Source organism: Streptomyces sp. NPDC060028 (genome assembly GCF_042736725.1).
GTDB lineage: Bacteria > Actinomycetota > Actinomycetes > Streptomycetales > Streptomycetaceae > Streptomyces.
Map to the genome: position 1 here is coordinate 29,277 of NZ_JBHWVJ010000019.1, position 24,533 is coordinate 53,809.

At 72.7% G+C, this 24,533-nt stretch carries 21 protein-coding genes and 1 other RNA gene; 4 read left to right on the forward strand and 18 right to left on the reverse strand.

What is annotated here, in order from left to right; genetic code table 11:
• Positions 1-21 precede the first annotated feature (21 nt).
• The 5 genes from ACFWBF_RS12540 to ACFWBF_RS12560 form a co-directional block, all read right to left on the reverse strand.
• Positions 22-1,800 (reverse strand): 2Fe-2S iron-sulfur cluster-binding protein, encoded by a 1,779-nt coding sequence (locus ACFWBF_RS12540; protein ID WP_385599394.1) that lies wholly within the window; start codon positions 1,798-1,800, stop codon positions 22-24.
• Complete coding sequence (locus tag ACFWBF_RS12545) at positions 1,797-2,672, reverse strand: FAD binding domain-containing protein (protein ID WP_385599397.1); 876 nt, start codon at positions 2,670-2,672, stop codon at positions 1,797-1,799. Before ACFWBF_RS12545 ends, ACFWBF_RS12540 begins: the two co-directional genes overlap by 4 nt.
• Before the next feature lie 294 nt (positions 2,673-2,966).
• Entirely contained in the window at positions 2,967-4,637 is a 1,671-nt protein-coding gene (locus ACFWBF_RS12550; RefSeq protein WP_385599399.1) for a beta-N-acetylhexosaminidase, read from the reverse strand.
• Between the two features lie 159 nt (positions 4,638-4,796).
• Positions 4,797-5,081 (reverse strand): DUF3039 domain-containing protein, encoded by a 285-nt coding sequence (locus ACFWBF_RS12555; protein WP_030161320.1) that lies wholly within the window; start codon positions 5,079-5,081, stop codon positions 4,797-4,799.
• Between the two features lie 29 nt (positions 5,082-5,110).
• Complete coding sequence (locus ACFWBF_RS12560; RefSeq protein WP_385599402.1) at positions 5,111-5,671, reverse strand: YqgE/AlgH family protein; 561 nt, start codon at positions 5,669-5,671, stop codon at positions 5,111-5,113.
• A 274-nt stretch (positions 5,672-5,945) separates the two neighbouring features.
• Here ACFWBF_RS12560 and murA point away from each other — a divergent pair, with 274 nt between their 5' ends.
• The gene (gene murA, locus ACFWBF_RS12565) at positions 5,946-7,289 is read left to right on the forward strand and encodes a UDP-N-acetylglucosamine 1-carboxyvinyltransferase (protein WP_385599405.1); all 1,344 of its coding nucleotides are present in this window, start codon (positions 5,946-5,948) and stop codon (positions 7,287-7,289) included.
• A gap of 137 nt (positions 7,290-7,426) precedes the next feature.
• Here murA and ACFWBF_RS12570 read toward each other — a convergent pair whose 3' ends face one another.
• From ACFWBF_RS12570 to ACFWBF_RS12605, 8 genes are all read right to left on the reverse strand, one after another.
• On the reverse strand, positions 7,427-7,708 hold the full coding sequence (locus ACFWBF_RS12570; protein ID WP_007264399.1) for an HU family DNA-binding protein: 282 nt from the start codon (positions 7,706-7,708) through the stop codon (positions 7,427-7,429).
• Positions 7,709-8,017: 309 nt separating this feature from the next.
• A complete protein-coding gene (locus ACFWBF_RS12575) occupies positions 8,018-9,442 on the reverse strand; it encodes an NAD-dependent malic enzyme (protein WP_385599408.1) in 1,425 nt (474 codons plus the stop codon).
• A 439-nt stretch (positions 9,443-9,881) separates the two neighbouring features.
• On the reverse strand, positions 9,882-12,200 hold the full coding sequence (locus tag ACFWBF_RS12580; protein ID WP_385599411.1) for a HelD family protein: 2,319 nt from the start codon (positions 12,198-12,200) through the stop codon (positions 9,882-9,884).
• A gap of 155 nt (positions 12,201-12,355) precedes the next feature.
• Positions 12,356-12,934, reverse strand: a complete 579-nt coding sequence (locus ACFWBF_RS12585; RefSeq protein WP_385599529.1) for a CGNR zinc finger domain-containing protein — start codon at positions 12,932-12,934, stop codon at positions 12,356-12,358.
• 78 nt (positions 12,935-13,012) lie between these two features.
• Positions 13,013-13,555 carry a GNAT family N-acetyltransferase gene (locus ACFWBF_RS12590; protein WP_385599532.1) on the reverse strand — a complete coding sequence of 181 codons (543 nt, stop codon included), beginning with the start codon at positions 13,553-13,555 and terminating at the stop codon, positions 13,013-13,015.
• A 12-nt stretch (positions 13,556-13,567) separates the two neighbouring features.
• The gene (locus ACFWBF_RS12595; protein ID WP_385599414.1) at positions 13,568-14,713 is read right to left on the reverse strand and encodes a uroporphyrinogen-III synthase; all 1,146 of its coding nucleotides are present in this window, start codon (positions 14,711-14,713) and stop codon (positions 13,568-13,570) included.
• A gap of 102 nt (positions 14,714-14,815) precedes the next feature.
• Complete coding sequence (locus ACFWBF_RS12600) at positions 14,816-16,168, reverse strand: nitrate/nitrite transporter (RefSeq protein WP_385599417.1); 1,353 nt, start codon at positions 16,166-16,168, stop codon at positions 14,816-14,818.
• A 100-nt stretch (positions 16,169-16,268) separates the two neighbouring features.
• Positions 16,269-17,249 (reverse strand): LysR family transcriptional regulator, encoded by a 981-nt coding sequence (locus tag ACFWBF_RS12605; protein ID WP_385599420.1) that lies wholly within the window; start codon positions 17,247-17,249, stop codon positions 16,269-16,271.
• A gap of 87 nt (positions 17,250-17,336) precedes the next feature.
• Between ACFWBF_RS12605 and ACFWBF_RS12610 the strand changes: the two genes are divergently transcribed.
• Together ACFWBF_RS12610 and ACFWBF_RS12615 are read left to right on the forward strand one after the other, a co-directional pair.
• The gene (locus ACFWBF_RS12610; protein ID WP_385599423.1) at positions 17,337-18,632 is read left to right on the forward strand and encodes an MFS transporter; all 1,296 of its coding nucleotides are present in this window, start codon (positions 17,337-17,339) and stop codon (positions 18,630-18,632) included.
• A gap of 46 nt (positions 18,633-18,678) precedes the next feature.
• The gene (locus ACFWBF_RS12615) at positions 18,679-20,025 is read left to right on the forward strand and encodes an SH3 domain-containing protein (protein ID WP_385599426.1); all 1,347 of its coding nucleotides are present in this window, start codon (positions 18,679-18,681) and stop codon (positions 20,023-20,025) included.
• Positions 20,026-20,089: 64 nt separating this feature from the next.
• On the opposite strand, the gene ssrA is transcribed toward ACFWBF_RS12615, so the two are convergent.
• The 5 genes from ssrA to ftsE all read right to left on the reverse strand — a co-directional run bounded on the left by ssrA (position 20,090) and on the right by ftsE (position 24,000).
• Positions 20,090-20,478, reverse strand: a transfer-messenger RNA (tmRNA) gene (ssrA, locus tag ACFWBF_RS12620).
• A 102-nt stretch (positions 20,479-20,580) separates the two neighbouring features.
• Complete coding sequence (smpB, locus tag ACFWBF_RS12625; RefSeq protein ID WP_385599429.1) at positions 20,581-21,066, reverse strand: SsrA-binding protein SmpB; 486 nt, start codon at positions 21,064-21,066, stop codon at positions 20,581-20,583.
• A gap of 18 nt (positions 21,067-21,084) precedes the next feature.
• Positions 21,085-22,302, reverse strand: a complete 1,218-nt coding sequence (locus tag ACFWBF_RS12630; RefSeq protein ID WP_385599432.1) for a S41 family peptidase — start codon at positions 22,300-22,302, stop codon at positions 21,085-21,087.
• 67 nt (positions 22,303-22,369) lie between these two features.
• The gene (gene ftsX, locus ACFWBF_RS12635; RefSeq protein WP_385599435.1) at positions 22,370-23,293 is read right to left on the reverse strand and encodes a permease-like cell division protein FtsX; all 924 of its coding nucleotides are present in this window, start codon (positions 23,291-23,293) and stop codon (positions 22,370-22,372) included.
• 17 nt (positions 23,294-23,310) lie between these two features.
• Positions 23,311-24,000: a cell division ATP-binding protein FtsE gene (ftsE, locus tag ACFWBF_RS12640; protein WP_385599442.1), complete on the reverse strand. Its 690-nt coding sequence runs from the start codon at positions 23,998-24,000 to the stop codon at positions 23,311-23,313.
• 238 nt (positions 24,001-24,238) lie between these two features.
• On the opposite strand from ftsE, the gene ACFWBF_RS12645 reads away from it, so the two are divergent.
• Positions 24,239-24,430, forward strand: coding sequence for a hypothetical protein (locus ACFWBF_RS12645; protein WP_365921525.1), 192 nt, complete (start codon positions 24,239-24,241; stop codon positions 24,428-24,430).
• Positions 24,431-24,533: the final 103 nt, after the last annotated feature.

The following is a 24,533-nucleotide window of genomic DNA, read 5'->3' on the forward strand; positions in this document are numbered from 1 at the left end:
TCGCCGTCGCGTCCTGCCCGCTCACGCCGTGCCTCCGAGGTGGGTGCCGTGGGTGCCGTGGACCCCGCCCTCGCCGGGCTGGGCCTGGTGCGGAATGCGCGGCTCGCAGGCCGCGGCGGACGAGCCGCCCGGCCCGCCGCCCGAGCCGGACGACGCCGCATTCTCCGCGGCCGCCGCCTCGCGACCGGCCACGACGTCCTGCACCGCGTCGATGACGCCCTTGTAGCCGGAGCACCGGCAGAGGTTCCCGCACAGGGCCTGGCGGGTCTCCAGCTCGCTGGGGGCGTGGTTGCCTTCCAGCAGGTCGTGGATGGTCATGGCCATGCCGGGTACGCAGAACCCGCACTGCACCGCACCCGACCTGCACAACGCCTGCTGCACGTCCGACAGTTCCCCGTCCGTCGCCAGACCCTCGACCGTGCGGACCTCGCTGCCCGCGGCCGTCGCCGCCGGGACGAGGCAGGAGGCGACGAGCCGGCCGTCGACCTTCACGGCGCAGGCGCCGCATTCGCCCTGCGAGCAGCCGTCCTTGGCACCGGCGAGGCCGAGGCGCTCGCGCAGCACGTAGAGGAGGGACTCGCCGATCCAGGCGCCGGTGACGGGACGGTCGGCGCCGTTGACGCGCAGCACGTAGGAGGCCAGCGGGTGCTCGTGATGAGCGACGGCCGCGGCTTCCGGTTCTTCCTCGTACGTCGGCCCGGCGTCGGGGACCCCTTCGCCGAAGTCCCCCTCCGCCGCCGTGCCGGCACGGTCGGCGGTGTCCTCACCCGGAGCGGGCTCGGCCTCCGCTTCGGCGACGGTCCGCCCGTCCTCCTCGACCGGCGCCACCTCGATCCGCGGCACCTCGACCGGCGCCACCTCGACCGGCGGCACCACGAAGCCGTGCCCGTCGGTCGAGCCAGGGCCAGAGCCGGAGCCAAGGCCAGAGCCGGCACCGTGCCCGCCCTCCGTCCCCGGATGCGGGCGCTCCCCCGCCACCGGGGGTTCGGCCGGGCCGTGGACGGCCTCGATGTCGTGCGGGGCCGGATGCACCGGCTCCCCCTCAGGCTCCGGTGCGGGCAGCGGGGTGCCCACGCCCGGGCCGCCCAGCACGCGCGGCCCGCGGCTCGGCGCGCCGGCCGCCGGGGCACCCGGCAGCACGCCCGAGCTCAGTCCCCCGTCGAAGTCGGGGTGGCTCGCCCACGGGGCCGCGGCCCCGCCGGGCAGCGTCGCCGGGGCCTGGCTCCAGTCGGCCGCCAGCGCGCCCGGCTGGAACTCGCCCGTCGCGACCTCGGGGAACCGCCACTCGGCGGTGGCCCCCGGGTCGATGCCCGGTCCGGCGTCCGGCTCGGCCGGCGCCTCGACGTCCCGCGCCTCGACGTGCGGCTCGGCGTGCGCCTCGGCGAACGCGGCCGCCACCGACGCCGGGATCGGCACCGACGCGGGGATCGGCCCGCGCACCGGAGCCGGAGCGGGCGCCGAAGCGTGCGCCGAAGCGGACCCCTGCCCCGCGCCGGACGCGGCCGATGCCCCGGCCCCCGCCCCGGTCCCGGCCTCAGGCCACTGGACCGGCATCGTCCACGCCCCCGTCGCCGCCGGATCCGTGCTCGCGGAGCCCAGCGGCACGATCATCGGCGGCGGCACGTACCCGTGCCCGGGGGCCGCCAGCGGCTCCCCGGTGTCGAGCGCGTCCAGCATGTCCTGCGGCAGCTTCACGAAAGCCGTCGCGTCGGAGTCGTACTCGCCGCCGTGCGGCACCGGTTCCCAGCCCCACGCGGGGCCGCTGCCACCACTCACGTTCTCGATCTCGTTCTCACTCATGAGGTCAGCGCCCTCCCCAGGGCCCTCCGTGCCAGCACGGCCACCGTCCGCCGCAGATGCAGTACACCGGGAGCCACGGGTTCCCCCTGATCGGGAACGCACGCGGCCGCGACGTATTCGCCGAAGGCTTCCAGCGCCTCCGGGGCCAGGCTCCGTTCCCCGTCCCAGTCGATCAACGACGCCACCCACTGCTCGGCTTCCAGCGGCCGCAGCGGCATCGGGGCGACCGCGCCGATCGCACAGCGCACACCCCGGCGCGCGGGATCGAGCACGAGCCCCACGGACGCCACCGCGCGCCCCGGACCCGTACGGCCCGTGGCCTTCAGGAAGACCTGCGGCGCGTGCAGCAGCGGCACCCGCACGAAGCCGATCAGCTCGCCCGGCCGCAGCATCTCGCGGCCCGCCAGCAGGTGCGACACCGGGATCTCGCGCTCGGACCCGCCCGGCCCGACGATGAGCAGTACGGCCTCCAGCGCGGCCAGCACGGGCAGTGCGTCGCCCGTCGGCGCGGCCGTGGCGATGTTCCCGCCGAGCGTGCCGGCATTGCGGATCTGCGGCGGCCCGGCGGCGCGCGCGGCGGCGGCCAGGGCCGGGATCAGCGCGGCGAAGTCGGGCCGGCCCATCCTCGCGTGGGTGAGCCCGGCGCCGAGCAGCGCGTGCCCGTCCTGGTACTGCCAGCCGCGGATCTCGTTGATCCGGCCCAGGCCCACCAGCGCGGCGGGCCGCAGCAGCCCGGCGTTGACGGCGGCCATGAGGTCGGTGCCGCCGGCCACGGGCACGGCGGCGGGCATGGCGGCGAGTGCCGCCACGGCCTCGTCGAGCGAGGCCGGCAGCGTCACGGACTGCGCCGCCTGCGGTGCGTGCGTGGTCAACCCAGCTGCCCCTTCCCGATGTCCCGGTCCCGGCGCTCACGCCTGTCCGCCGTACGGTACGTGCTCACCGCCGGGACGTGGCAACTCTGGCACATCTTGCACGGCACCCGGCGCGAGGGTCGACCGGGGGTCCCCTCCCCCGCACGGCACCCCGTGCGGCTCCCCGTCCGGCTCCCCGTCCGGCTCCCCGCACGGGGAGCGCGTCACCTTCGCCGGGCCCCTCCCCTATCGCCCGTTTTCCCCCGTACAGGAGGAAAAGTGAACAGAGTTCCGGTTCTCGCCGCCACACACTTGTCACACGTTCGGGGGCTTGCCCTCCTTCGGGCGCCCGAGCACCCCGGGCCGGCGCTGCCACGGCAACGGCCCGCCGGGCGCCCGGTAGTCGACCCCGAGCGCGTCCAGGCGGCGGTAGTGCGCCCCCATCCGCACCTCGAAGCCCGCGTAGTCGCGCTCCGCCGGCCCGGGCAACTGCGACCACACCACCTCCGCGAAGGCGGCCAGCCGCGGGAACACCTGGTAGTCGACCCGGCTCTGGTTCTCCGTCACCTCGGTCCACACGTTGGCCTGCGCACCCAGCACGTGGGCCGCGGCCTCCTGCGACAGCTTCGGCGGCACCGGCTCGAAGCGGTACACGTCCTCCAGCGAGCGCACGTACGCGATGGGCATCGGCTCGTCCGCGCCGGCCGCCTGACGGTAGTCCAGGTAGACGTGCTGCTCGGGGCACATCACCACGTCGTGCCCGGCCTCGGCGGCCGCGATCCCGCCCCCGTACCCGCGCCACGAGGAGACCGCCGCGCCCGGCGCCAGACCGCCCTCCAGGATTTCGTCCCAGCCGATGAGCCGGCGCCCGCGCTCGGCGAGCCAGCCGTCGAAGTGCCGGATGAACCAGGACTGGAGCCCGTCCTCGCCGTCCACCCCCAGTTCGCGGATCCGTTCCTGCGCGAGCGCGGACGCCTTCCACTGCGCCTTGGGGCATTCGTCCCCGCCCACGTGCACGAAGGGTGAGACCTCGGCCGGGAACAGTTCCAACAGCTCCTCGAACACGCCCTCGTAGAACCGCAGGACGGCCTCCGTCGGGGCGAGGACGTTCTCGTTGATCCCCCAGTCCTCCCACACCCCGAGCGCCGCGGTGTCGACCACGTCCGTGTTGCCCAGCTCCGGGTACGCGGCGATGGCGGCCTGCGAATGCCCCGGCACGTCGATCTCGGGCACCACCCGGACGTGCCGCTCGGCCGCGTACGCGACGATCTCGCGGATGTCGTCCTGCGTGTAGTAACCGCCGTGCGGGGTCTCGTTCCACAGCGGCGAGGCCCGGTGCCCCCAGCGGCTGCGCGCACGCCAGGCGCCGACCTCGGTGAGCCTGGGGTGACGCTTGATCTCGACCCGCCAGCCCTGGTCGTCCGTCAGGTGCAGGTGCAGCACGTTCAGCTTGTGCGCGGCGAGCAGGTCGATGTACCGCAGCACCCCGTCCTTGGGCATGAAGTGCCGGGCCACGTCGAGCATCATCCCGCGCCATCCGAAGCGGGGGCCGTCCAGGAGGTCCCCCACCGGCAGCCGCCAGCCGTGGCCCGGGGTCACGGGTGCGCGCCGGTACGCCTCGGGTCCGAGCAGCTGACGCAGCGTCTGCGCGGCGTAGAAGAGCCCGGCCGGGTCGGCGCCTTCGAGCAGTACGCCGCCCTCCGTGACGTGCACCTCGTACGACTCGGCGCCGACGCTCCGCGCCAGGTCGGGGCGCAGCGCGAGCCGGATCACCGCGCGCCCCCCGTCCCCCTGCCCCCGCCCCGGCGCGGGGGCGGGCGCGGGCGCGGGCAGTTCCCAGCCGGTGGCCGCGCCGAGCTCGCGGCGCAGCCAGCGCGCGGTGCCTTGGGCGCCGGGGCCGACGGCGAGCAGCGGATCGTCCAGTGCGCACACTCCGGCGTCACGGGCGAACCGGGCGTAGCGCGGCTCCGGAATCAACTCGGGCATGGCCTCGACCCCTCCAGCTTCCGGCCGTTGCATCATGCGCAACGGGCGTTTCACATGGCGCTTACGCCGCCGACCCTAACCGGCTCCCCGGGCATGGCAAAGGCCCCCGGACGCGCACGGCGCATCCGGGGGCCTCGGTCCTGCCGGGACCGGGTCGGACTACTTGTCCTTGCCGCCCTTGTCCTTGTCCCCGCCGGGACCCATGGACTCGTAGATCTCCTTGCACATGGGGCAGACCGGGTACTTCTTCGGGTCCCGGCCGGGCACCCAGACCTTGCCGCAGAGCGCGACGACGGGGGTGCCGCCGAGCGCGCTCTCCATGATCTTGTCCTTCTGGACGTAGTGGGCGAAGCGCTCGTGGTCGCCGTCGCCGTGGGACACCTGCGGCGTCGGCTCTACGAGGGTCCCCGTACCAGTCCCGCGCTCGGGCTCAAGAGTGCTCATAAAAGCCAGGGTACCGATCCCGGCCCGGGTCAGTTCAGCGACGGGTCGTCCGGATAGGTGGCCACCATCGCCAGGTCGCTGCGCTGGCGCCGCAGCACCGCGCGCCACAAGCTCTGCGGATCGGGGAAGGACACGTCACCGGGCTCGGAGTCCACGACGTACCAGGCGCCCTCGCCCAGCTCGCCCTCCAGCTGACCGGGGCCCCAGCCCGAGTAGCCCGCGAAGATGCGCAGGCCCCCCAGCGCCGCCGCCAGCAGCTCCGGCGGGGCCTCCAGGTCGACCAGGCCGATCGCCCCGTGCACCCGGCGCCATCCGAGCGGCCCCTCCTCGCCGGGGATGACCGCCACGCCCAGCGCCGAGTCCAGCGCCACCGGGCCGCCCTGGAACACCACACCCGGGTCGCCGGCCAGCGGGGCCCACGGCAGCAGGATGTCCCCGACGCCAACGGGAGTGGGCCGGTTGAGGACGACGCCGAGCGAGCCCTGCTCGTCGTGGTCGAGCAGCAGCACCACCGCGCGGTCGAAGTTCGGGTCCGCGAGGGCTGGGGTGGCCACGAGCAGCCGCCCTGTGAGGGAGGACACCTCGGTCATGGCGACATGATCTCGCACATTCGCCCTTCAGGGGGAGTCGGCGCAGACATCGGGCCGTACGCAGTTCAGGGCGCACGGCAGCAGTACGGAGCGCGTGGCGCCGGTTGTTCCCTCCTCCGGCGGAACGCGACACTCCGCCATGGGGCGCACACCGAGGGTGTTGTGGCGAATTCATGACAGTCCTGCGGCCGCGTCAGCCATACAAACAAGGGGGTGGTGCCCCTTACCCTTTTCACTGGTCCCCCTGCCCACCCCACTCCGGAACGCGAGATTCATGACCGGCATCAGCGACGATGTACTGCTTGTTCACGGCGGAACCCCGCTCGAGGGCGAGATCCGTGTCCGTGGCGCGAAGAACCTCGTACCGAAGGCGATGGTCGCGGCCCTGCTGGGCAGCGAGCCCAGCCGGCTGCGCAATGTCCCCGACATCCGTGACGTCCGGGTCGTGCGCGGACTGCTCCAGCTGCACGGCGTGACGGTGCGACCCGGTGAGGAGCCGGGCGAGCTGGTCCTCGACCCCTCGCACGTCGAGAGCGCGAACGTCGCGGACATCGACGCGCACGCGGGCTCCTCGCGCATCCCGATCCTCTTCTGCGGCCCGCTGCTGCACCGCCTCGGCCACGCCTTCATCCCGGGCCTGGGCGGCTGCGACATCGGCGGCCGCCCGATCGACTTCCACTTCGAGGTGCTGCGCCAGTTCGGCGCGACCATCGAGAAGCGCGAGGGCGGCCAGTACCTGGAGGCCCCGCAGCGGCTGCGCGGCTGCAAGATCCGCCTGCCCTACCCGTCGGTCGGCTCGACCGAACAGGTGCTGCTGACGGCCGTGCTGGCCGAGGGCGTCACCGAACTCAGCAACGCCGCCGTCGAACCGGAGATCGAGGACCTCATCTGCGTACTGCAGAAGATGGGCGCCATCATCTCCATGGACACCGACCGGACCATCCGGATCACGGGTGTCGACCGGCTCGGCGGCTACAACCACAAGGCGCTCCCGGACCGCCTGGAGGCCGCCTCCTGGGCTTCCGCGGCCCTGGCCACCGGCGGCAACATCTACGTGCGCGGCGCCCAGCAGCGCTCGATGATGACGTTCCTGAACACCTACCGCCGGGTCGGCGGGGCGTTCGAGATCGACGACAACGGCATCCGCTTCTGGCACCCGGGCGGCCCGCTCAACGCCATCGCACTGGAGACCGACGTCCACCCCGGCTTCCAGACCGACTGGCAGCAGCCGCTGGTCGTGGCGCTGACCCAGGCCACGGGCCTGTCGATCGTCCACGAGACGGTCTACGAGTCCCGCCTGGGCTTCACCTCCGCGCTCAACCAGATGGGTGCACACATCCAGCTCTACCGGGAGTGCCTGGGCGGCAGCGCCTGCCGCTTCGGGCAGCGCAACTTCCTGCACTCGGCGGTCGTCTCCGGCCCCACCAAGCTGCAGGGCGCCGATCTGGTCATCCCCGACCTGCGCGGCGGCTTCTCGTACCTGATCGCGGCGCTGGCCGCCGAGGGCACCTCGCGGGTCCACGGCATCGACCTGATCAACCGCGGCTACGAGAACTTCATGGAGAAGCTCGTGGAGCTCGGCGCCAAGGTCGAGCTGCCGAACGGCGACCTCGTCTGACGAAGCCCCCTCCGGGCCCCTCAGGGGCCCGGAACAGGCCGAAGGGCGGCCACCCCACCAGGGGGTGGCCGCCCTTCGCCGTGTCACGTACTACTGCCGTCCCGAGGGCCTGCGCGGCCCTCGGCACAAGGGCGGGACTACTTGCCCTTGGCGGCTTCCTTGAGCTTGGAGCCCGCGGAGACCTTCACGCTGTAGCCGGCCGGGATCTGGATGGGGTCGCCGGTCTGCGGGTTGCGCGCGGTGCGAGCGGCACGGTGGGTGCGCTCGAAGGTCAGGAAGCCGGGGATGGTGACCTTCTCGTCGCCCTTGGCGACAATCTCGCCGACGGTCTCGGCGAGCGCGGCCAGAACGGCGTCGGCGTCCTTGCGGGTCACCTCGGCGCGCTCGGACAGAGCGGCCACCAGCTCACTGCGGTTCATGTTGTACTCCCGTGTTCAACGTGCCTTAGAGGCGTGAGATCGAAGCCGATGCTGCCAGGGCCCTAGGACAGTCCCCGGACCCGGGTCTGACGTCAGACCCTCTCGCCCGATTACGCATCCTGCCCCCACCAGCGGCGGGAAAGCCAATCCGGCACCCGCCAGGGTCACACGAAAAGCGCCACAGTCACGCCGCGGTGACGCTCCGTCCGCACCAGAGGGGATCCGGCCGATGCGGACCGCGGGCCACGCGGGCATCCCCGCAACCCTAGAGGGGGCCCGCCGGGCCCGCATCCCGCGACGCGCCGGGGATCAGGGGGTTGTGCCGGCCGGCCCGACGGCCGAGGCGGCCTTGCGGACGGCTCCGGCGACCGCGCCGGCGACCTTGTCGTTGAACACGGACGGGATGATGTAGTTCGCGTTCAGCTCGTCCTCGCCGACCACGTCGGCCAGGGCGCTCGCGGCGGCCAGCATCATGTCGGTGTTCACGGTGCGGGACTGGGCGTCCAGCAGGCCGCGGAAGACGCCCGGGAAGACCAGCACGTTGTTGATCTGGTTCGGGAAGTCCGAGCGGCCGGTGGCCACCACGGCGGCCGTCTGACGGGCGATGGCCGGGTCCACCTCGGGGTCCGGGTTCGCGAGCGCGAACACGATCGCGCCCTCCGCCATCGCGGCGACGTCCTCGCCGGAGAGCACGTTCGGGGCCGAGACGCCGATGAAGACGTCGGCGCCGACCACGGCCTCCTTCAGGGTCCCGGTGTAGCCCTCGGGGTTGGTGTTGTCGGCGATCCAGCGCAGCGGGGAATCGGCGTCCGCGTCGACCAGGTCGGGGCGGTCGGCGTGCACGACACCGTGGATGTCGGCGCTGACCGCGTTCTTGACGCCCGCGGCGAGGAGCAGCTTGAGGATCGCGGTGCCGGCGGCGCCGGCGCCCGACATGACGACCTTGACATCGCCAACTGCCTTGCCCACCACGCGAAGTGCGTTGGTGAGAGCGGCGAGGACCACGATCGCGGTGCCGTGCTGGTCGTCGTGGAAGACGGGGATGTCGAGGGCCTCGCGCAGCCGGGCCTCGATCTCGAAGCAGCGCGGCGCGGAGATGTCCTCCAGGTTGATGCCGGCGAAGCCCGGGGCGATGGCTCGGACGATCTCGACGATTTTGTCGGTGTCCTGGGTGTCGAGGCAGATCGGCCACGCGTCGATGCCGGCGAAGCGCTTGAAGAGGGCCGCCTTGCCCTCCATGACGGGCAGCGCGGCCATCGGGCCGATGTTGCCGAGGCCCAGCACGGCGGAGCCGTCCGTCACGACTGCGACGGAGTTGCGCTTGATGGTCAAGCGGCGCGCGTCCTCCGGGTTCTCGGCGATCGCCATGCACACGCGGGCCACGCCCGGGGTGTAGATCATCGAGAGGTCGTCGCGGTTGCGGATGGGGTGCTTGGACGCCATCTCGATCTTGCCGCCGAGGTGCATCAGGAAGGTGCGGTCGGAGACCTTGCCGAGGCTGACGCCCTCGATCCCCCGCAGCTTCTCGACGATCTCGTCGGCGTGCGCCGTGGAGGTCGCCGCGATGGTGACGTCGATACGGAGCTTCTCGTGGCCGGAAGCGGTCACATCGAGGCCGGTGACCGAGCCACCGGACGACTCCACGGCCGTGGTGAGCTGGGAGACCGCGGTTCCGCTCGCGGGCACTTCCAGGCGGACCGTCATCGAGTACGAGACGCTGGGCGCCGTTGCCATGGCCGTGTTCCTCTTCTGTCCCTGGTTTTTCTGTACACACAGGGCCCCGCTGCACGCAAGGTGCCCGGCAGGACCTGTTGTCCGATCGTCCCACCTACCAGCCAGTACAAGGTAACCAGCTACAAATTTCGGAAAGACTCTTCCACCATACGAGATTTCCAGGTGTCTCGGAAGCTTTTCCGGCCACGCAAAACAGGTCTGCCCCCTTCACCGAAGCGAAGGGGGCAGACCTGTTGTGCACGACTACGACACCGACCCGCCATGCTCGCCTCGCGGCAAGTGGTCGCTCTAAGCGACGAAGGTTGGGCCCGGGGGCTTGGATCGAGCCGGTGTCTTCACCAGGCTAACAAAGGTTCGCCGGAAGTGATCCCCCTCCCGGAAGTTGACCTCTGCGCACCAGCCGCCTGGCCGCGGGCCATCCGGCCCAACGCACCCGCGCCTACACCCTCAGCAGCTCCGGCACCCCGGCCGCGTCCGGCCGGTCCCGGTCCGCGGAGACCACCGTGAGCTGCTGCGTCGCGCGCGTCAGCGCCACGTACAGCACCCGTAGGCCGGCCGGGGACTCCTCCGCGATCTCCGCCGGCGAGACGACCACCGTGGCGTCGTACTCCAGGCCCTTGGCCTCCAGGCTGCCCAGCGCCACCGCCCGGCCGCCCAGGTCCGCCAGCCAGCCCGCGGCCTCCGCGCGCCGGTCCATGGCCACGACCACGCCCACGGTGCCGTCCACCTGCTCCAGCAGCCGACGGGTCTCCTCGCGCACCGCCGCGCCCAGCTCGCCCCCGGCGGCCGCGAAACGGGGCTCCAGGCCCGTGGAACGCACCGCCGTGGGCGGCTCCATGCCCGGCATCGCGAGGCGCAGCACCCGGGACGCGACCTCGGCCACCTCCGCCGGGTTGCGGTAGTTCACCGTCAGGGTGAACCGCCGGCGCGGCCGGGAGCCCAGGGCCTCGTCGCGGGCCGCGGCCGCCTCCTGCGGATCCGTCCACGAGGACTGCGCCGGGTCGCCGACCACCGTCCAGGTGCCCATCCGGCCCCGGCGGCCCACCATCCGCCACTGCATGGGGGTCAGGTCCTGCGCCTCGTCCACGATGACGTGCGCGTACTCCGTGCGCTCCGCCGCGAGCCGCTCGGCCCGCTCCCACTGGGTCTCCTCGCGGGTCGGCATCAGCTCCTCCAGCCCGCTCAGCTGGTCGAGGGGGTCCATCTCCCGCCTCCTCTTGGGGCGGGCCGGGGCGCCGAGCAGTTGGTGGAGCTCGTCCAGCAGCGCCACGTCGTGCACCGACAGCGGGCCCTTGCCGTCCGGGCCCACCCGGCGCAGCGAGCGTGCCAGCTGCCGGGTCTCGCGCGGGTTCAGGTCCCGGCGCGACCAGCGGCCGAGCTTGCGCTCGTCGGCCATCGCGGCGAGCACCGTGCGCGGGGTCAGCTCCGGCCACCAGGCGTTGAGGAAGTCGATGAAGGCGTCCTCGGTGGAGATGTCCTCGTCGAAGGCGGAGCGCAGCTCGGCGGCCAGCTCCGGGTCGCTGTGCCGGCCGGAGCCGCCCGACTTCGCGTACAGCGCGTCGAGGAGCAGCTTGCGGGCGCGCGGGCGCAGCAGGTTCACGGGCGCGGTGCCGCCGAGCACGTTCTGCCGGATCCGGTTCAGATCGTCGGCCTCCAGCTCCTGGCGCCGGCCGAAGGCGACCACGCGGAGCCGGTCCGGGGCGGGGCCGCGGGCGTTGCCGAGCTCCAGGGTGCCCCGTACGGCCTTGCGGAGCACCTTCAGCATCCGCGAGGAGCCCTTGACGCGGGCCACGGACGGATCGTCGTACGTGGTCGCCTCGGCCCCGTCGACGAGCGAGCCGAGCGCGCGGATGGCGACCTGGCCCTCCTCGCCGAGGGAGGGCAGCACGCCCTCGGTGTACGCGACGAGCAGCGGCGTCGGGGAGACGATCAGGATGCCGCCGGAGTAGCGGCGCCGGTCCTGGTAGAGCAGGTAGGCGGCACGGTGCAGGGCGACGGCGGTCTTGCCGGTGCCGGGCCCGCCCGCGACCTCGGCGACCGAGGCGGCGGGGGCCCGGATGACGAGGTCCTGCTCGGCCTGGATGGAGGAGACGATGTCGCGCATCGAGTGCGTACGGGCCCGGCCGAGCGCGGCCATCAGCGCGCCGTCGCCGATGGCGGGCAGCTCCTGCCCGTTCAGCGAGGCGGTGACCTCGGGGCGCATCAGGTCGTCCTCGACTCCGAGGACCTTGCGGCCCTTGGAGCGGATGACGCGGCGGCGCACGACGCGGCCGGGCTCCTTGGGGGTGGAACGGTAGAACGGCGCGGCCGCCGGGGCGCGCCAGTCGATGACGAGCGGCGCGTAGTCGGAGTCCAGGACTCCGATGCGGCCGATGTGCAGCGTCTCGGCGATGTCGGCGGTGAGGTCGGCGCGGATCGCGTCGTCGGCCGGCTCGACGGAGGTGTAGGCGCCGTCGGCCCCGCGCTCCCCGTCCTTGCCGAGCACCAGGTCGATGCGGCCGAAGAGGAAGTCCTCGAACTCGTTGTTCAGCCGGTTGAGGTGGATACCGGCGCGGAAGACCTGCGCGTCGCGCTCGGCGAGCGCGCCGGGCGTCCCCACCTGGCCACGCTGGGCGGCGTCGTTCATCAGGAACTCGGCCTCGTGGATCTTCTCCTCAAGGCGTCGGTACACCTGGTCGAGATGCGTCTGCTCGACCGCGATCTCCCGATCGCGGACGGAATCCGCCGTGCTGTCGACAGCGGCATTCTGCGCGGCCACCAAGGCCCCCTTCTGACGTGCATGGGCGACCGTCAACCGTACGCGAAGCGGCGCCCTGTCCGCACGCCCGTTCCGGGAACGGGCGCGGATCAGGACGAAGATCACTACGCGGGGCCGCCCGGGGACCGCACGGGAGCGTCCGGGGCCGGCCGCCCCTACCCGGGCCGGGCCGCCAGGACCCTGCGCCGGTGGCGGGCGACCCGCTCACGGTTCCCGCACAGCTCGCTGGAGCACCAGCGCCGCCGGTGTCCGCGCGAGGTGTCCAGGTAGACGCGGGAACAGCCCTCCCCCTCGCAGGCCCGCAGCAGCGCCCGGTCGCCGGGATCGGTGAGCAGTTCCACGGCGTCGCGGGCCACGGCGGCGAGCAGCGCGCCGCACTCCAGCCCGCCGCACAACTCCCGTACGAGGTGACCCTCTTGGTCCGGGACGGCACACAGTCCCGGGGGTGGACCGGCGGCCGCCGCGTTGACCCGGGCCAGCGCGTCCCGGTCGGGCCCCGCCGCGGCCAGCTCGGCGCGTACGAGGCTCTCCACGTCGACGCGCAGCGCCCGGAACGCCTGGACCCAGTCGGTCTGGATCTGGGTCAGAGGTGTCCCGCCGGGCACCAGCCCGGTCCCGACGAGCCACAGCCGCAGCTCGTCACCGTCCCGGATCCCCTCTGTGCCCTCGATGTCCTTGCGGGAGCCGAAGGTGGCCACCAGGTCCAGGCAGACCCGCCCGGAGTCGAACCACATGCCCGTCACCGCCTCACTCTTGGGGCGTGCCCCCAGAGTGCCCGTAGCCGCTCCGCGGCGGAAGCCCCCGTACAGGCCCTAGCTGCGCGGCGGGTCGTCGTGCAGCAGGCGCTGGAAGAGCCGGTGGTCGCGCCAGGCACCGTTGATGTGGAGGTACCGGGGGGCGACCCCGTAGGCGGTGAAGCCCGCCTTGGCCAGCACCCGCTGGGAGCCGTGGTTGTCCAGGAGCGTGCCGGCCTGGACCCGGTGCAGGCCGACCTCGTCGCGGGCGAGCCGGCAGACCTCCGCCACGGCGGCGGTGGCCAGGCCCTTCCCGGCCCAGTCCTGGTCGACCCAGTAGCCGACGCCGCCGCTGCACAGCGGTCCGTGCACGATGGAGCCGAGGTTGATCCCGCCCACCGGTATGCCGCCGGCGGTCAGCACGAAGGGCACCGTCCGGCCGTCGTCGCGCTCCGCGAGCAGCGCCTCGACGCGGGCCCGCTGGCCCGGCTCGGTGAAGAACTCCTCGGTCCGGTAGGGCTCGTAGGGCGCCATGTACGCCCGGTTGCGGGCCAGCGTGTCGGCCAGCCCGGCGGCATCGTCCAGCGTGATGCCCCGCATCTGAACTCCGTCAGCGATCATCATCCGGGCACGCTAACCGACGCGCGCCCCCGGCGCGCACTCCCCGGCGTCCAGCGACAGCCGGTACCCCCGCTTCACCACGGTCTGGATCAGGTTCGGCGCCCCCAGCGCCACCCGCAGCCGGGCCATCGCCGTCTCCACGGCGTGCTCGTCGCGCCCCGCGCCCGGCAGGGCCCGCAGCAGTTCCGACCGGGCCACCACCCACCCGGGCCGGCGCGACAGGGCCCGCAGCAGGGCCATCCCGGCCGGCGGTACGGGGCGCAGTTCCGCGTCCACCACCACCGCCTGCCCCCGGATCTCCACCCGGTGCCCCGCGACCGGCAGCACCCGCGCGCGCCCCGGCAGTTCCGTGCAGAGCAGCTGGACGAGCGGCCCCAGCCGGAACCGCTCCGGCTGCAGGGTCGCCACGCCCTCCGCCTGCAACGGCAGGGCCGTCACCGGGCCCACGCACGCGGACAGCACCCCGCCGTCCCGCAGCGCCGCCAGGACGGGTTCCCGTACGCCCCGCTCCCCGGCCCGCGCCAGCAGCGAGGCCACCGCCGGGGCCGAGGTGAAGCTCACCGCGTCCACCGAGCCCGAGACCACCGCGTCCAGCAGCCGGTCCAGCGGCCCGAGGTCCGCCGGCGCCATCCACCGGTAGACCGGTACGCCGATCACCTCGGCCCCGCCGTCCCGCAGCGCCTCGATGAACCCGGGCAGCGGCTCCCCGTGGAGCTGGAGCGCGATGCGCCGCCCCGCCACCCCGGCCGTCAGCAGCCGGTCGAGCACCTCGGCGAGGGACTCGGACCGCGGGGACCAGGCCTCCACCAGCCCGGCGGCCCGGATCGCGCCCTTCACCTTCGGTCCGCGCGCCAGCAGTTCGCTCTCGCGCAGCCGGGCGATCAGCTCCTCGCCGACCCCCCACCCGTCGGCGGCCTCGATCCACCCGCGGAAACCGATGGCGGTGGTGGCGACCACGACGTCCGGCGCGAAATCGATCAGCTTCCTGGTCGCGGCGAGCAGTTCGGTGTCGTCGTCCAGCGGCACGATCCGCAGGGCCGGCGCGTGCAGCACGGTGGCCCCGCGCCGCTGCAGCAGGGCGATCAGCTCGTCGGCCCGCCTGGCGGCGGTGACCCCGACGGTGAAGCCGGCGAGCGGCCCGGTGTGCGTGTCGTACATGGTGACCTGCCTTGCGCAGTGGGTCGGGTGTCGCGTGAGCCGAGCCTGCCAAGGGCGCGTATCAGGCTCGGTTCACCCGCATTTCCACGCGGTTAACCCCCGTTACACCGAGGTGAGCTGCGCTTTCGCCGCCGTCCCCGCTTCCGGGGAGGCCGTGGCCGCGGGCCGGCGAAGGTATACCGTCCACGTGACGGCGCAGCACGCGGCGTAGAAGGCGAGGAAGGTCACGAAGGCGGCCGTGCCGGAGCCGGAGGTCGAGAAGGCTTCCCGGAACGCCAGGTTGATGCCGAGACCGCCGAGCGCGCCCACCGCCCCGATCAGCCCCATCGAGGCCCCGGAGAGCCGCCGCCCGTAGGCGGCGGCGTCCTCGCCGCTCATGCCGCGGGCCAGCGCCTTCGCCTGGAAGATGCCCGGGATCATCTTGTACGTCGAGCCGTTGCCGAGCCCACCGAGCACGAACAGCGCCACGAAGCCGACGAGGAAGACCGGCAGCGACTCCCGTACGGAGGCCAGGATGACCACCCCGGTCGCGGCCGCCATCGCCACGAAGGTGCCGAGGGTGATCCGCGCGCCGCCGAAGCGGTCCGCCAGCGCCCCGCCGACCGGCCGGATCAGGGAGCCGAGGAGCGGGCCGACGAAGGTCAGCGAGGCCGCCTGGAGCGGGGTCCGGCCGAACTGCGTCTGGAGCACCAGCCCGAAGGCGAAGCTGTAGCCGATGAAGGAGCCGAAGGTGCCGACGTAGAGGAACGCCATGATCCAGGTGTGCGCGTCGCGCACCGCCTCCCGTACGGCGCCGGTGTCATTGCGCACGGGCGCCAGGTTGTCCATGCGCAGGGCGGCCAGAGCGGCCGCGATCACGATCAGCGGGAGGTAGACCGCGAGCAGCACCCTGGGGCGGCCCGCCCCGGCGGTGGCGATGACCAGCAGCGCGAGCAGCTGCACCACGGGTACGCCGATGTTCCCGCCGCCCGCGTTGAGTCCGAGCGCCCAGCCCTTCTTGCGGAGCGGGAAGAAGGCGTTGATGTTCGTCATCGAGGAGGCGAAGTTGCCGCCGCCCACCCCCGTCAGCGCGGCGACGGCCAGGAAGGTGCCGTAGGAGGTCCCGGGCTCCATGACCACCAGTGCGCCCACCGTCGGCGCGAGCAGCAGCAGGGAGCTGACCACCGTCCAGTTCCGGCCGCCGAACCGGGCGACGGCGAAGGTGTACGGCACCCGTACGAGGGCGCCCACGCAGGTGGCGGTGGCGATGAGGAAGAACTTCCCGGCCGGGTCGATCCCGTAGGCCGGCCCCATGAAGAGCACCATCACCGACCACAGGGACCAGATCGAGAAGCCGATGTGCTCGGAGAGCACCGAATACAGCAGGTTGCGCCGGGCGATCCGCTCCCCCGTGGTCTTCCAGAAGGTCTCGTCCTCGGGGTCCCAGTGTTCGATCCAGGTCTTCGTACGCCTCATCACACGCCTCCGCAGCTGCCGTCGCGTCCGTGGTGACGACCGTAGGAAGGGCGCGTTTCGGCCCTGGTCCCCGCCGGATGACCGCCGGGAAACCTTGCTCTCACCCGCCGCCCGCGCCGGGTGTGAGCGCGGCGGCGGGCAGCCAGCTGCCGGGGGGCACGTCCAGCCAGCCCCGCTCGGCGGCGAGTTCCGCCGCGGCCGTGCGCAGGGCGTCCAGTCCGGGATGGGCGAAGCCCTCGCGCCACACCATCGCGAGGGGCGACAGCGGCACCGGGTCGGCGAGCGGCCGTTTCACGCACCCGGGCATGTCGGCGAAGTCCACCGTCACCAGTACCGGGTTGCGGGTCTTGGCCATCACCCGCCCGAACTCGTCCTTGCCCATTGCCACCGGGGCGGGCGGCGCCTGGGCGATCCCGCGCCCGGCGAACAGCTCCCCGGCCAGCCCCGTCCACTCCAGGGTCCGCGCGTTGCCCGCCCCGGTGTACACGCTCTCCCCCGCCAGCGCGTCCAGCTCCAGCGGTACGCCGGCCGGCCCGGCCGCCGCGGCCAGCGCGTGCCCGGCGGGCAGCAGCACCGCGAGCGGCTCGTACCGTACGGGCGTGTGGGCGAGCCGGGCCCGCAGCTTCGGGTCCAGCCCGCCGGCGTACCCGAAGGAGACGTCCAGGCGCCCGGCCGCGATCTCGGCGGCGGCGTGGGTGAGCCCGCTCTCGAAACGGGCCATCAGCTCGCAGTCCGGGGCGAGTTCGCGGGCCCGCTCCAGGACGGTGCGGGCGGTGCCGGGCCCGTCGGTGTTGAGGTCCACGAGCAGCGGGCGGGGCCCGGCGAAGGCGGCGACCAGCTCCTCGTGGGCGCGCAGCACCCCGCGGGCCAGGGGCAGCAGGCGCTGCCCGTCCGGGGTCAGCTCGACGGCGCGGGTGGTGCGTACGAACAGCGCCGTGCCCAGGGCCTGCTCCAGGCGGCGCACGTCCCGGCTCAGGGCCTGCTGGGCGACGTACAGCCGGGCAGCGGCGCGGGTGAAGTGCGACTCCTCGGCCACGGCGACGAACCCGCGCAACAGTCGGGGTTCCACATCACGGGGCATCACCCACGGAGACTAACAACAGGGAGCGGTGAATCCCCCGGGAACAGGTGTTGGACCCGGCCCGGCCCCCGGCCGGAACCTTGATCCATGCCCACTGCCCCGCTGATGACCGTCACCGGCACCACCCTCGTCCTCGCCGCCCCGGCGGCGACCGCTCCTTCCCCCGTCGCGCCCGCGCCCCGCGCCCAGGGCCCGTACCGGCGGCTGTTCGCCCTCCCCGGCGCCCGCGCCTTCACCGCCGGGAACCTGCTCGCCCGGCTCCCCATGGGCATGTTCGGCATCAGCGCGGTGATGATGATCGCCGGCCAGCGCGGCTCGTACGCCCTCGCCGGCGCGGTCACGGCCACCGGACTCGGCGCCACCGCCCTGGTCGCGCCCTGGACGGCCCGGCTGATCGACCGGCACGGCCAGGCCCGGATCGCCGTACCGGCCACGCTGATCGCGGTCCTGGGCTCCCTCGCCCTGATCGTCTGCGTCCGCCTCGAAGCCCCCGCCTGGACCCTCTTCGCCGCGTACGCCGCCACGGCCACCACCCCCAACATCGGCGGCATGTCCCGCGCCCGCTGGACCCACCTGCTGCGCGACTCCCCGGCCGCGCACCACACGGCGATGTCCTTCGAGCAGGCCGCCGACGAGTTCTGCTACATGTTCGGCCCGGTCCTCGCGGCCTTCCTCTGCACGGCCGCCTTCCCGGAGGCGGGCACCCTCACCGGGGCGGCCCTGCTCCTCACCGGCATGCTGGTCTTCACCTCCCGGCGCGCCACCGAGCCCCCGGTGACGGCGGCACCCCGGCGCGGCTCGCCGCTGCGAGCCCTGGGCCCGCTGCTGGTCCTCTTCCTGGCCCTGGGCCTGGTGTTCGGCTCGATGGAGGTCTCCTCGATCGCGTACCTCGACGCGCACCGGCTGGGCGCCGGCACCGGTCTGGTCCTGGCCCTCCAGGCGACCGGCTCCTGCGCGGCCGGGCTCCTGTACGGCACGCTGCGCCCGCGGGGCCTGGGCACCTGCCTGGCCGTCCTGGCCGCGGCGATGGCCCTGCCGGCGGCGGCCGCGGCGACGGGCTCGGTCGTCCTGCTGGCCCCGGCCCTGCTCCTGGCGGGCATGGCCACCGCCCCGACGATGGTGACGGCGATGGCCCGGGTGCACGCCGTCACACCAGAGGGCCGCCTGAACGAGGGCATGACCCTGGCCGTCACGGCGATCCTGGCGGGCATCGCGGCCGGCTCCGCCACGGCGGGCGCCGCCGTCGACCACCTCGGTCCGGCCGCGGCCTACCTGCTGCCCGCGGCGGCCGCCCTCGCGGCCATCGTGGCGGGGCGGTTCATCCGGCGGGCGGGTGACCATGCCCGCGTGGTACTCGCTGCCGACGCCCAAGATCGGCAATAACTGGGATGTCTTCCCCCACGCCCTTCCCTTCGCGAAGGAAACACCCTTGTCTGCTTCGTCTGCTTCACGCTCCGTGTCCTCGGCCCTGATCGTCGCGGCCGTCACCGCAACCTGCCTGGTTCCGGCCGTACCGGCCCTGGCCGACTCGTCGAACATCCGGTTCACCCAGCCGTACGTCCCGTCGATCGCCCCGGGCCAGACGGGCCGCATCGTCATCGCGGCGGCCAACGGGGCCGATCCGGCGGTCAGCAGCACGTTCCACATCACCGCCCCGGAACGGACGACCTTCCCGGAGGCCCGCTTCTACTGGGACGGCCGGCGCGCCGCGGTGGCGTGCACACGCTCGGACGACGCGCGGCTGCTGACCTGCAACGCCGGGACCCGCGCCGGGTTCACCTTCCCGTCGAACACGCAGACGCGGCTGGGAGTGGCCCTGCGGGTGGACGCGGACGCCCCGGAGGGCACCACGCTGCACGGCGGCGAGTGGGCGCCGGACAACGAGGCGCCCGCCCTGTTCGCCGTCGCCACCCCGGTGACGGGCCCGAAGGGCGACGACGGCCGCCCGGGCCACGACGGGAAGCCCGGCCACCACGGCTGGCCCGGACACGCCGGCCCGAAGGGCGAGCAGGGCGAAAAGGGCGACAAGGGAGATCGCGGCCAGCGCGGCGAGCGCGGCCCGAAGGGCAACCACGGCGACACCGGCCCCCGGGGCCCGAAGGGCGACCGCGGCGACCAGGGCCCGGCCGGCGGACCCAAGGGGGACAAGGGAGACAAGGGCGAGCACGGCAACCGCGGCCCGAAGGGCGACCGCGGCACCCCGGGCGGCAGCGGCCCCAAGGGCGACCGCGGCCCGGCCGGACCCCAGGGCCCGCAGGGCCCGAAGGGCGACCACGGCCCCTCGGGCGGCCCGAAGGGCGACAAGGGAGACCGCGGCCCGAAGGGCCCCCGGGGTCCGAAGGGTGACCACGGCACCACCGGCTCCCCCGGCACGTCCGGCCCGAAGGGCGACACGGGCCCGGCCGGCCCCCAGGGTCCGCAGGGCCCCAAGGGAGACAAGGGCGACACCGGCAAGCCCAGTAAGCCCGGCAAGCCCAACACGCCCGGTAAGCCTGGCAAGCCCGGTCACTGCAAGAAGTGCGGCGACGACCACGGCGGCCACGAATCCCCGAAGGCCCGCATCGTCACCCCCGGCAAGGACCTCGGCATCCGCTCCGGCCCCGGCACTCAGTACGCGAAGACGGGCAAGGCCCTGACGGGCACGGTGGTCGCCCTCCAGTGCAAGGCCAACGGCCAGAACGTCGACGGCAATTCGGTCTGGTACAAGCTGGCCGACGGCCGCGGCTGGATCGCCGCCCGCTTCGCCCGGAACCTCAACAAGGTGCCTTTCTGCTGACGGTCACCCGAACATGACAAAGGCCCCGCAGCCGAGAGGCCGCGGGGCCTTTGCCCACATGGGGTGGTGGAGATGGCGGGAATCGAACCCGCGTCCAACGGTGCAGAAGCAGGGCTTCTCCGAGCGCATTCCGCTGCGCTTTTCTCAGCCCCGGAGATCACACGGACAAGTCTCCGACGGGCTCAGTCACTGTTTGATTTCCCTCCAGCCCCCGTGACCGGGGTTAGAGGTTTAGATCCCTAATTGACGCCAGGATCCGGACCGGGACCACTTCCGGGCTGACGCTCCTCACAGAGGCTTCAGCTCACTGTTATTAGGCAGCGAGGGTGAAGCGGGAGTTATCGCTCTTGGAGTTGGCGATTATTGTTTGCGACATATGGTTTACGAGATCATTGCCGCTTCCTCGGCTCGCTTCCCCTGCATCGACATCCGCTGTCGAAACCGATCATCCCCATGTTTCACGCTATTGAATTGTGTACTGCACGAACCGCTCCGCCCCCGAGGGGGTGGCGCTGACGCCATGGTACGCGAAGTGGACCACCGTGTGCCAGGAGGTTAAACCGTACCCCGCTGCTTGCGGCGAACCGCCGAGATCGCGCGGTTCGTCTCGCGGGTGTCCTGCTTCTCCCGCAGGGTCTGCCGCTTGTCGTACTCCTTCTTGCCCTTCGCCAGCGCGATCTCGACCTTCGCGCGGCCGTCCTTGAAGTACAGGGACAGGGGCACGATCGTGTGACCCGACTCCTCCGACTTGCGCTCCAGCTTGTCGATCTCCTCCCGGTGCATGAGGAGCTTGCGCTTGCGCCGCGCGCTGTGGTTGGTCCAGGTGCCCTGGCTGTACTCCGGCACGTGCACGTTGTACAGCCAGGCCTCGTGGCCCTCCATCGTCACGAAGCCGTCCACCAGCGAGGCCCGGCCCTGGCGCAGGGACTTGACCTCGGTCCCCGTGAGCACGAGACCGCACTCGTAGGTGTCGATGATCGTGTAGTCGTGCCGCGCCTTCTTGTTCTGGGCGATCAGCTTGCGCCCTTTTTCCTTAGCCATAGTGCGGTCATTTTCGCACTACGGACCCACCCCGAGGCCACCCAATACCGCGCGGGCCCGTTCCTCGGCCCCGTCCGCCACCGCCAGGTCCGGCTGGATGCCGCCGCCGTCGAGGCTGCGGCCCCCCGGGGTGCGGTACGTGCCGACCGTCAGCTCGGCCACCGAGCCGTCCGGGAGCCGCGTCGGCATCTGCACCGAGCCCTTGCCGAAGGTCCGGGTGCCGACCGTGACGGCGCGGCCGCGGTCCTGCAGGGCGCCCGTGACGAGTTCCGCCGCGCTCATCGTGCCGCCGTCCACCAGGGCCACGAGCGGCCGGGCCGTGTCGCCGCCCGGCGGGGCGTACAGCGCGTGCTGGTCCCCCCGTACGTCGTACGTGGCCACGAGCCCGCCGTCGAGGAACGCGGCGGCGGCCGTCACCGCCTCGGTGACCAGCCCGCCGGTGTTGCCGCGCAGGTCGAGCATGACCCCGGAGCCGGGCGGGGCGGCGCGGACGGCGTCCCGGACCCGTTCGCCGGAGCCGCGGGTGAAGGAGGCGACCTTGATGACGGTGATCCCGCCCGGGAGTTCTCGTACGGTCACCGGCTCGGCGCGCATTTCCTCGCGCCGCACGGTCTGGGTGAGGTCGACGCCGCCGCGGGTCAGGTGCAGCACCGCGGGGGTGCCGGCCGCGCCGCGCAGCAGGGCCACCACCTCGGGGACGTGCAGCCCGGTCACGCCCTGCCCGTCGACGCTCAGCAGCCGGTCGCCGGCGCGCAGGCCGGCCCGGGCGGCGGGGCCGCCGGGCTGGACCCGGTCGATCTCGACGCGGCCGTCCTGGCAGCGCTGGACCCAGAGCCCGACGCCGGTCCAGCGTCCGTCGAGGTCCTCGGTGAAGGTCTCGTACTCGTCCCGGTCGTAGACGGTGCCCCAGCGGTCTCCGCTGCGGCTGACCACCTCCTGGGCGGCGTCCTTGCCGGACTTCCCGGCGGCGGCGGCCTCCCCTGCGGCGCGGGCGACGGCCTCCCGGTCCGCGGTGCCGGCCGCACGGGGCGGGGCCGCGGCCCCGGGGCCCCGCGCGGGCCCGTCCACACCGCGGGCGATCAGCACGGCTCCCGAGCCCGCCGCGTCCGCGGGGGTGTCGAAGTCCCAGCAGCCGGTACTCGCGGCGGTCGCGACGGCCACGAGGAAGACCAACGTCAAAACGGCCCCGCGACGCAGGTCGCGGGGCCGGAGACAGAAGGCGGGCAGTCCCGGCATGGCGCCGAGTCTAGGACAAGCCCCGTGGCGGTACGGGTGGTTGGCCGTACCGCTCGCGGGGCGCTCGTCACACCTTCAGGTACTTGCGCAACGCGACGAAGGCGGCCAGGGAGGGCATGAGCAGCCCGATGACCAGCACCAGCGGCAGCTTCGTCAGGACGGAGTCCCAGCCGATGAAGTTGATCAGTTCCATCTTCGTGCGCAGCGCGGCGCCGTGGTCGATCACGAAGTACTGGCCGGCGCCCAGCATGCCGCAGGCGAAGATGGCGCCGATGAGGCCGGCGAAGGCGGCCTCCATGATGAACGGCACCTGGATGTAGAAGCTGGACGCGCCCACCAGCCGCATGATCCCGGTCTCGCGCCGCCGGCTGAAGGCGGAGACGCGCACGGTGTTGACGATCAGCAGCAGCGCCACGATCAGCATGATCAGCATGATGCCGAGGGCGGCCCAGTTGAGGTAGCCGAGGAGCCGGAAGATGTTGTCCATCACCGTGCTCTGGTCCTCGACCGACTGGACGCCGTCACGCCCGGAGAAGGAGGTCGTGATGACCTTGTACTTCTCCGGATGCTTGAGCTTGACGCGGAAGGACTCCTGCATCTGGTCCGGGGTGATGGAGCCGGCCAGGGCGGTGTGGCCGAATTGCTCTTGGTAGTGCTTGAAGGCGTCGTCGGAGGACTCGTACGTGACCTTCTCGACGAGGTCCATGCCCTTGAGCTCGGTCTCCAGGGCCTGCTTCTGCTCCGGGGTCACCGCACCCTTGGAGCAGGAGCCCCCACTGGTGGTCTCGGCGTCGTTCTTGTTGCAGAGGTAGACCGAGACGTTGACCTTGTCGTACCAGTAGCCCTTCATCGTGCTCACCTGCTCGCGCATGAGCAGGGAGCCACCGAACAGGGCCAGCGACAGGGCCACGGAGATGATGACCGCGAAGGTCATGGTGAGATTGCGACGGAGACCGACGCCGATCTCCGACATGACGAACTGGGCGCGCATTGCGTCTCAGGGACCTTTCAGTGCTGGTAGCCGTAGACGCCGCGCGACTGGTCGCGCACGAGTCGGCCCTGTTCGAGTTCGATGACGCGCTTGCGCATCTGGTCGACGATCTGCTGGTCGTGGGTCGCCATGATCACGGTGGTGCCGGTCCGGTTGATCCGGTCCAGCAGCTTCATGATCCCGACGGAGGTCTGCGGGTCGAGGTTGCCGGTGGGCTCGTCCGCGATCAGCAGGGCCGGACGGTTGACGAAGGCGCGGGCGATGGCCACGCGCTGCTGCTCACCACCGGAGAGCTCGCCGGGCATCCGGTCTTCCTTGCCGCCGAGCCCGACCAGCTCGAGGACCTGCGGGACGGCCTTGCGGATCTCGCCGCGCGGCCGGCCGATGACCTCCTGGGCGAAGGCCACGTTCTCGGCCACCGACTTGTTGGGCAGGAGCCGGAAGTCCTGGAAGACGGTCCCCAACTGGCGCCGCATCTGCGGAACCTTCCAGTTGGAGAGTCTGGCGAGGTCCTTGCCCAGGACGTGCACCTGGCCGTGGCTCGCCCGCTCCTCACGCAGGATGAGCCGCATGAAGGTGGACTTGCCGGAGCCGGAGGAGCCGACCAGGAAGACGAACTCGCCCTTCGCGATGTCCAGGGAGACATCTCTGAGTGCGGGGCGGCTCTGCTTCGGGTAGGACTTGGAGACGTTGTCGAATCGGATCACGGGTGCACCACGGTCGCCGGGAGTAGGTGTGCGTGACCATACGCGAACGGGCGCGAGGTGTGGACCCGGCGTCCGGAGTTGCCCGATATATCCCCGTCTCCGAGGTGCCCTCGACGCGATTGCCCGGACGGGCCGCGCCGAATGTCGGCGAAGCTGGCACAGTGGTAGGGGGAACGGTCTCGTTCCCCGCGCCGTTGTCCCTCATGGAGGGACACCAAGGGGACGAGAGGAGGAGCGCATGACATATGACCGGCTCGTGTGCGCGAACTGCGCCGCACCCGTCAGCCAGGGCCGTTGCCCTGTGTGCCGGGCGAACCGGGAGCGCCTCCAGCAGGAGGGCCCCTTCTCCGGCCTGAACCCCGTGGCGCTCATCGCGCTTCTGGTGGTCCTGGTCGCCGCACTGGCGCTGGTGGCCCAGCAGACGGCATAGCCCGCACAGCCCGCGCCACGTCCCGATCAAGCGCATCACGCACCACCGCATGACCGAAGGGCCCGTACGCCTCCTCGTGAGGTGTACGGGCCCTTCGGTCGTG

Excerpts from the sequence above, each read along its gene's own strand:
- ACFWBF_RS12540 (WP_385599394.1), bottom strand. The coding sequence starts at position 1,800 with ATGAGTGAGAACGAGATCGAGAACGTGAGTGGTGGCAGCGGCCCCGCG.
- ACFWBF_RS12550 (WP_385599399.1), bottom strand. The coding sequence starts at position 4,637 with ATGCCCGAGTTGATTCCGGAGCCGCGCTACGCCCGGTTCGCCCGTGAC.
- ACFWBF_RS12555 (WP_030161320.1), bottom strand. The coding sequence starts at position 5,081 with ATGAGCACTCTTGAGCCCGAGCGCGGGACTGGTACGGGGACCCTCGTA.
- ACFWBF_RS12560 (WP_385599402.1), bottom strand. The coding sequence starts at position 5,671 with ATGACCGAGGTGTCCTCCCTCACAGGGCGGCTGCTCGTGGCCACCCCA.
- murA (WP_385599405.1), top strand. The coding sequence starts at position 5,946 with ATGACCGGCATCAGCGACGATGTACTGCTTGTTCACGGCGGAACCCCG.
- ACFWBF_RS12570 (WP_007264399.1), bottom strand. The coding sequence starts at position 7,708 with ATGAACCGCAGTGAGCTGGTGGCCGCTCTGTCCGAGCGCGCCGAGGTG.
- ACFWBF_RS12575 (WP_385599408.1), bottom strand. The coding sequence starts at position 9,442 with ATGGCAACGGCGCCCAGCGTCTCGTACTCGATGACGGTCCGCCTGGAA.
- ACFWBF_RS12585 (WP_385599529.1), bottom strand. The coding sequence starts at position 12,934 with ATGTGGTTCGACTCCGGGCGGGTCTGCCTGGACCTGGTGGCCACCTTC.
- ACFWBF_RS12590 (WP_385599532.1), bottom strand. The coding sequence starts at position 13,555 with ATGATCGCTGACGGAGTTCAGATGCGGGGCATCACGCTGGACGATGCC.
- ACFWBF_RS12595 (WP_385599414.1), bottom strand. The coding sequence starts at position 14,713 with ATGTACGACACGCACACCGGGCCGCTCGCCGGCTTCACCGTCGGGGTC.
- ACFWBF_RS12600 (WP_385599417.1), bottom strand. The coding sequence starts at position 16,168 with ATGAGGCGTACGAAGACCTGGATCGAACACTGGGACCCCGAGGACGAG.
- ACFWBF_RS12605 (WP_385599420.1), bottom strand. The coding sequence starts at position 17,249 with ATGCCCCGTGATGTGGAACCCCGACTGTTGCGCGGGTTCGTCGCCGTG.
- ACFWBF_RS12610 (WP_385599423.1), top strand. The coding sequence starts at position 17,337 with ATGCCCACTGCCCCGCTGATGACCGTCACCGGCACCACCCTCGTCCTC.
- smpB (WP_385599429.1), bottom strand. The coding sequence starts at position 21,066 with ATGGCTAAGGAAAAAGGGCGCAAGCTGATCGCCCAGAACAAGAAGGCG.
- ACFWBF_RS12630 (WP_385599432.1), bottom strand. The coding sequence starts at position 22,302 with ATGCCGGGACTGCCCGCCTTCTGTCTCCGGCCCCGCGACCTGCGTCGC.
- ftsX (WP_385599435.1), bottom strand. The coding sequence starts at position 23,293 with ATGCGCGCCCAGTTCGTCATGTCGGAGATCGGCGTCGGTCTCCGTCGC.
- ACFWBF_RS12645 (WP_365921525.1), top strand. The coding sequence starts at position 24,239 with ATGACATATGACCGGCTCGTGTGCGCGAACTGCGCCGCACCCGTCAGC.